The organism is Virgibacillus salarius (assembly GCF_039521925.1).
Taxonomy (GTDB): domain Bacteria; phylum Bacillota; class Bacilli; order Bacillales; family Amphibacillaceae; genus Virgibacillus; species Virgibacillus salarius.
This window is the reverse complement of sequence record NZ_BAAACY010000046.1, coordinates 1-6,488: the sequence shown is the minus strand read 5'-3', so window position 1 is coordinate 6,488 and position 6,488 is coordinate 1. Positions and strand designations below refer to the sequence as shown.

Below are 6,488 nucleotides of genomic sequence, written 5' to 3'. Positions count from 1 at the left end.
TTATTTTTAAGAAAAAACAGTTGCATGTTTTTCTCTTGACATACTGGTTGTTTTGTTCAGTTTTCAAAGATCAATTTTAATGTTTTGTCGTTTTTTGCGACAAGATATAATTTATCATGATTCCAAGTGATTGTCAACATGTTTTTTAAAATATTTTTTGATGAAAACTATTTTATAATGTGTTGCGTCATTTGTTGACAACAAAAAATAATATAGCATATAAACGTCTGGACTTCAATAGTTTATTTAAAAAAAGTTTATTTAAGTTCAATAAATTTAAAGAGTCCTTCTTCTGTTAGAAAGTAAAAGAACCCCCAATACTATGAAATACCTATGGAGATTCTTTTAATTTTTTATTGATTCTCACTGCGTTTCGGCATATATTTCAAGCACTCATTTTCATTAGCTACTCTCCGAAATAATTGAAATAGGATATTGTATCTTTCCTTCATTGCTCGTTTAACCATATGATCAATTCGATGATCTTCTAGATCCATTAGCAACTCTTCCAATTCTCTTCTTAATAAGTATTCTACTTCTTTTTGTTCTATCTCATTGATTAACAATCCTAACAATGCGTTCACCTCATATTTCAATTCAGGTTATCTTTACCTTTTAAAAAAACAGTTATATCAGATTTATTCGCAGAAATGGTTGAATTTTGTCGGTTGTTCCCTTTTCTTACGAGAAAATTCCTTCTACTGCATACTATTCCCAAAAAAATCAGATTTACATCCGTAAAACAGAACAATTTTACTAAGTTTTTTTCATTACTTGTTCTTATTTCATTCTTCTCAGCATAGCTTTTTATAAAGGACAAGTTATAAGGAGCGGTAGAATGGAACATTTCTATGTATGGCGATTTAATAGATGGAAACGCTGGCTTGTTGTGATTTTATTTGCCTTATTTACTGCTACGTTTATTTGGTTTGAAAGAAATGGAAGTTTTTCTGTATTCTCTAATAAAGAACCAACTGCACTAACGAAAGGCAATGCAAACGAAAGTGATATTGCTTTGACATTTAATATTAGCTGGGGAGAGGAAAGAGTATATGATATATTAAAAACCCTTGAAGAAAAGAATGTACAAGCTACCTTTTTTGTAAGCGGTGAGTGGGCTGAAAGACATCCAGATATTTTAAAAAAGATAACAGAAGGCAAGCACGACCTAGGAATATTAGGTTATCGTTACAAAAGTTATCTTGATCAAGATATAGAGGAAGTACAGAGAGATTTAAAAAAGGCGAGAGAAGCCTTTGATAAATTAGGTTACGATGATGTAAATTTATTACGCCCACCGAGTGGCCATTTTAATAAAGAGATCATTGAAGTAGCTGAAAACATGGATTATAAAGTGATTCATTGGAATGTCAATCCTAATGACTGGAAAAATCCTGGGACTGATTCTATTGTTGATACCGTAATGAAGAAAACTACTAACGGAGATATCTTGCTATTCCATGCATCAGATTCTGCAAAACAAACGGCAAGTGCGTTGAAGACGATTCTCCCAGGGCTAAAAAACAAGGGCTTCACCTTTGTTTCAATTACTGAATTAATTAATCAGGCACATGCTGAACCAAAATTAGTGGATTAAGCCATTGGCTGAAAATCTTTTCACTTCTATATGTAACGCTTTAAAACGCCGGTATGCATCATATACCGGCGCTTTTGATTTATGCTTTCTTTGGGTTCACATGCTTCTTCTGACTTGATCTGTTTGCTTCCGTTGAAGCCTTTACAGAGTCACTATTATTTATTCGATGTAGTGCTAATAGCTGATATGTATTACATGCAAGTAAAGGAATAATCATAAGCCAAGCATAATCTGTACCTTCTGTTCGAAGCCCAGGTACCCATTCAACTGTTGTAATAACGACCATTAAAAATAGAGCTGGAATAAAAGCCTGTCGATTCGTTTCTTTTGCTTTAATCTTCGCGACAATCCAACCGTATGCCAAAATGGCAACAGCCATCAAGATAAACCAATAAATAGCTACCTCACCATCTGTAGCTTGATAAGGAAAGTAAACTAAATCAAATATAACAAATGCTATAAGCAGAACTTGAACGGTTGACCAGAAAGACCGAAACATTCCTAACCCAAATCGATTAATAAATAAATATGCGAAAAAACCAGTTTGACTTATAACACTAAACACTAAACCAATACCTATAAAGAAAATAACTAAGCCAAATAATTCCATTACGTTAAACGGTTGAAGGTTTGCTGCATAATCTTCAGCTTTTACAAAAAAACTGGTTAACAATCCAGCTAACCCACCTATGAACAATGTTTTAAAAAAGAAATGCACCAATTTTCGACTATTCAAAACTGCTTCCTCCTACCACTATGTAAAATGACCAATAATTAACTGTCTCTATTTTAAGCTGTTTAAAGGTATTTTATCATGAAGGGACACTTTTTTCCTTCCTAAAGCGAATATTTTTCATTTCTGTCACTCATATTAAGTAAGAAGAGGAAGGAGGATTTCCTAATGATTCGATCCATTTATTTAGCCGTTATCATGATATCTGTCATCTTGATTAGTGGCTGTAACGGCGGAAATGCCTCTGAAAAGGAAGGACAGTATGACACAACCAAAAAAATGGTTGTTGATATATTACAGACTGAAGATGGTAAAAAAGCACTACGAGAAATTATGACAGATGATACCATGAAACAAGAGCTAGTCATGGAATCTGATGTAGTGAAAAAATCCATTAATGAGGCCCTTGTTTCTGAAAAAGGGAAAGAAATGTGGACAAAGCTTTTTCAGGATACGGATTTTGTAAAAGAATATACAAAATCGATGAAAGATGAACATATAAAGCTGATTAAAAGCTTAATGAATGATGCAGACTATCAGAAACAAATGCTCGAGCTGTTACAAAACCCAGAGATGACAGAACAGATGCTAGAAGTAGTAAAAAGTCAACAATTCCGCGCTCACTTAGAAGAAACCATTCAACAAACATTAGAAACTCCACTATTCCAAGAAAAAATGCAGGAAACATTGTTGAAGGCTGCTGAAAAACAAAGCAAAGGCCAGCAACAAAAAGGCGGAGGCGGAAGTGAAGAAGGCAACCAAGAAGAACAAGGAAGCGAAAGCGGTGGCGGATCTGGCGGGGGACAATAGCCACACATTGTAGCACTTTCTTTATTTAGATTAAACAAGCAGCATTGCAGATATTAAAAAGCGGACGCCAAAGCGACCGCTTTTTCATTATTATTATAACCATGCCTTGAATTACTATTGATTTCTGGTTATGCCGTACTATTCTTCCAGCATCGCAACAATTTTTGAAGCTATTTTGTGATATGCTTGTCCATTCGGATGATCCTGCTGGTAAATGGAAGGAGCAAATTCATCTTCTTCCTCATAAGGCTGCTGTAATGGCAATTGACCAAGTACTTTTGTTTTAAGCACTTCAGCAAGCTTTTTACCTCCACCTTGACCGAATACATATTCTTTTTCACCAGTAGCCTTACTTTCAAAATAGGCCATATTCTCAACGACACCAAGAATTTCATGATCTGTCTTCAACGCCATTTGTCCTGCACGGGCAGCAACAAAGGCCGCTGTTGGATGAGGTGTAGTAACAATTACTTCTTTACAGGTTGGAAGCAATTCATGAACATCCATAGCAATGTCACCAGTCCCCGGTGGTAAATCAAGTAGTAAATAATCTAAATCGCCCCATTCTACCTCTTTAAAGAAACTGTTCAACATTTTACCGAGCATTGGTCCGCGCCAAATAATTGGTGAGTTATCCTCAACAAAGAAGCCCATGGAAATTACTTTTACACCGAATCGTTCTACCGGAATAATCTTCTCACCACGTACAGCCGGGCGCTCCTCTACTCCCATCATATCTGGAACACTAAACCCATAAATATCAGCATCGATAATTCCTACCTTTTTCCCTAAGCGCATTAAAGAAATTGCTAAGTTAACGGTTACAGTAGACTTACCAACGCCACCTTTACCACTTGAAACAGCAATGAATTTCGTATTTTTATGACCACCCATTAAAGCAGCCTCTTGCTCTGCTTCAACTGCTGGCTGATACTTCTTAATGATATCGTCTGGTAACTGTTCGAAACGCAAGCCAACCGTTACAGCTCCATGTTTCTTTAGAATGCCTACAATTTCCTGTTGAAGCTGCATCTGCTCAGCTGTATTCGTTTTAGCAATACCAATTTTAACACTGATATGCTTCTTATCTTCCTTAATAGTCACTTCCTTTACGCCTTCTGTTTTCTCAAGCGTTATATGTAAAAACGGATCTTTAACAGGGTTAAGCAGTTGTATAACTTCATCTTTTGTTAACACAATAAATCACCATCCCTTTTAAACTGTCTGCCCTTATTGTTATTTCATTCAAGGCTAGTATAACATAAAACATAGAAATTCTAAGTAATATGCTGTGTAATAAAAGGGATAGTAATCGTTTTCTTAGCTAGTTATCCTTTTCTTCTTTCATATCTTCTGTGGCATACCTTAGAATACCTTCATAGATACTCGCTGCCATTTTTAGTTGATAGTTCCTATCCTTCAACAATTCCAGCTCTCGCTCATTAGATAGAAAACCTATTTCTACCAAAGCCCCGGGAACTTCGGCATGCTTTAACAAATATACGCTGTTAATAGGTAATGGTGTACGGTTCGTGTTTTCTAAATTGCGAATAATCTCAGACTGAATCATTTTGGCTAAATGCTTATTCTCATCCATGCCCGGAAAATAAAATGTTTGCGCTCCGCTCCAGCGAGAGGATGGCAATGCATTTAAGTGCATCGTAATAAAAAAGTCTGCTTCTTTATCCTTTATAAACGCTAGCCTCTTTCGAATATCCTCTGATTTTCTTCTTGCTAGTCCTTTGGTATCTTCCGCAGCTAGGTCTTTATCTTCTTCACGTGTTAGATAAACCAATGCTCCAGATTGTTGCAAGTACTTTTGCAGTTTTTTAGACACTTCTAAGGAAATATCTTTCTCTAGCGTATCATCCTTACCTACTGCCCCCCCATCTGGTCCGCCATGTCCTGGATCAATAACAATCGTTTTTCCAGATAGCGGTAACGACCATGATGAGCCTACCCACGAGGACTCATTTTTCTGAATCGGAAATTGAATAAGAAATAGTAATAATAGTGCACCTAATCCCCATATGACTATCTTCATAATATGTTTCATGACCCTCGTCCCCTTTTTTTATGCTTTTCTATTTTATGGGACATACCGGTAAAATATGCTATTACATCCTATGATCCACCGTTTACTTTTTATGGTTTCGTGGTATATTAAAGAAATACATAAGAAAATATCAAAACACCCAATTTGTAGCACTGAACTAAATCGGTGCAAGCTGTATGTATTTTCATGAAAGGGGTAGAAAAAATGGATTGGTTAGGTATTGGTGTTGTTATTATTGGAATAGCACTTTTCATACTTGTAGTTATTTTAATTAAACCACTTAATAAACTTGCTGGGATATTAAATAATTTACAGAAAACAACTAGTGGTCTTCCTCAACAAATGGAAGAGCTTACTTCTCAAGCTACTGAAGCCCTACGATCAGGGAATGACACGCTTCATGAAGTAAATCAACAAGTTAAAGAATTAACTCCCATATTTCAGTTAGTGGGCGATGCAACAAGGGCAGCCAATTACGCATCCTCTTCGCTAGTAGATGCTGTCATGAAAGTGAAGAAGGACACAGATGGAAATGAATTTACTAAAAGGAATCATTTGGAGGGTATTTATGGGCTTGCCACTTTGGCCTACTACATTATTCAGCAAAGTAAAAGACGAAATACAATAGACATGGAGTCTTAAAAGGCATTACTTATGAGAACACATATTTGATATAGGGATAATGAGACCACTTTAGGGTCAATTATCCCTTTTTTAATTGTATCTATTCGATTAAGAATTTCTCTTAAATGCTATCATCACTTATTTTTTTGAATTATGAGGGGGAGTGAATATTATATATTATAAAATGCGGGATCATACGTGAATATATCTATTGTAAAACTAAGGATAGGTCATACAAAGCTATAGCCACTATCTGTACAAGAGGGAAACATATACGGCACTCCCTTTATGAAGCCAGCGGATTTTCATTTCAAGAAAAAAGAATCACAATGACAGAAACAGAAGAAAAACAAGTTTCTTTAAGATATGCAAGGCAACTACGATTAAAACCAAGAACAAAAGCGCAAGCGTCCGATTAGAAACGTAGCGACTGGTGCAAGTCAACGGAGTTAAAGGAATTACGGTGAGTTTGCGAGCCGATGATGACTGTAGGGCGATTCGTGAAGTCGTATCGTTTCTGGGCGCTGAAGCCGGAAGCGGCTCAACGCATCCCTATTTATCTACATGGGCTAATTTTTTAATTTCCTAAACTATTAAAAAAAGGGGCTGGGACATAATTAGCCCTTATGAAGTTAAAAAAGATTCCAGTTATCAAAAAATGATAGCTG

At 36.0% G+C, this 6,488-nt stretch carries 7 protein-coding genes; 3 read left to right on the top strand and 4 right to left on the bottom strand.

The window, feature by feature from the left end; all coding sequences use genetic code 11:
- Positions 1-353: 353 nt before the first annotated feature.
- The gene (locus ABDZ84_RS06945; protein ID WP_026682803.1) at positions 354-575 is read right to left on the bottom strand and encodes a hypothetical protein; all 222 of its coding nucleotides are present in this window, start codon (positions 573-575) and stop codon (positions 354-356) included.
- A 263-nt stretch (positions 576-838) separates the two neighbouring features.
- On the opposite strand from ABDZ84_RS06945, the gene pdaB reads away from it, so the two are divergent.
- Positions 839-1,597 carry a polysaccharide deacetylase family sporulation protein PdaB gene (pdaB, locus tag ABDZ84_RS06940; protein WP_166531018.1) on the top strand — a complete coding sequence of 253 codons (759 nt, stop codon included), beginning with the start codon at positions 839-841 and terminating at the stop codon, positions 1,595-1,597.
- Positions 1,598-1,676: 79 nt separating this feature from the next.
- On the opposite strand, the gene ABDZ84_RS06935 is transcribed toward pdaB, so the two are convergent.
- The gene (locus ABDZ84_RS06935; RefSeq protein WP_026682801.1) at positions 1,677-2,333 is read right to left on the bottom strand and encodes a KinB-signaling pathway activation protein; all 657 of its coding nucleotides are present in this window, start codon (positions 2,331-2,333) and stop codon (positions 1,677-1,679) included.
- A 165-nt stretch (positions 2,334-2,498) separates the two neighbouring features.
- Between ABDZ84_RS06935 and gerD the strand changes: the two genes are divergently transcribed.
- Positions 2,499-3,140 carry a spore germination lipoprotein GerD gene (gene gerD, locus ABDZ84_RS06930; RefSeq protein WP_026682800.1) on the top strand — a complete coding sequence of 214 codons (642 nt, stop codon included), beginning with the start codon at positions 2,499-2,501 and terminating at the stop codon, positions 3,138-3,140.
- A 138-nt stretch (positions 3,141-3,278) separates the two neighbouring features.
- On the opposite strand, the gene ABDZ84_RS06925 is transcribed toward gerD, so the two are convergent.
- Positions 3,279-4,337: an Mrp/NBP35 family ATP-binding protein gene (locus ABDZ84_RS06925; RefSeq protein ID WP_026682799.1), complete on the bottom strand. Its 1,059-nt coding sequence runs from the start codon at positions 4,335-4,337 to the stop codon at positions 3,279-3,281.
- 127 nt (positions 4,338-4,464) lie between these two features.
- Positions 4,465-5,196 carry an N-acetylmuramoyl-L-alanine amidase CwlD gene (cwlD, locus tag ABDZ84_RS06920; RefSeq protein WP_166531020.1) on the bottom strand — a complete coding sequence of 244 codons (732 nt, stop codon included), beginning with the start codon at positions 5,194-5,196 and terminating at the stop codon, positions 4,465-4,467.
- Between the two features lie 204 nt (positions 5,197-5,400).
- On the opposite strand from cwlD, the gene ABDZ84_RS06915 reads away from it, so the two are divergent.
- Complete coding sequence (locus tag ABDZ84_RS06915; protein WP_166531021.1) at positions 5,401-5,838, top strand: DUF948 domain-containing protein; 438 nt, start codon at positions 5,401-5,403, stop codon at positions 5,836-5,838.
- The last annotated feature ends 650 nt before the right edge of the window (positions 5,839-6,488 follow it).

Coding starts and splice junctions, on each gene's coding strand:
- cwlD (WP_166531020.1), bottom strand. CDS start 5,196: ATGAAACATATTATGAAGATAGTCATATGGGGATTAGGTGCACTATTA.
- gerD (WP_026682800.1), top strand. CDS start 2,499: ATGATTCGATCCATTTATTTAGCCGTTATCATGATATCTGTCATCTTG.
- pdaB (WP_166531018.1), top strand. CDS start 839: ATGGAACATTTCTATGTATGGCGATTTAATAGATGGAAACGCTGGCTT.
- ABDZ84_RS06915 (WP_166531021.1), top strand. CDS start 5,401: ATGGATTGGTTAGGTATTGGTGTTGTTATTATTGGAATAGCACTTTTC.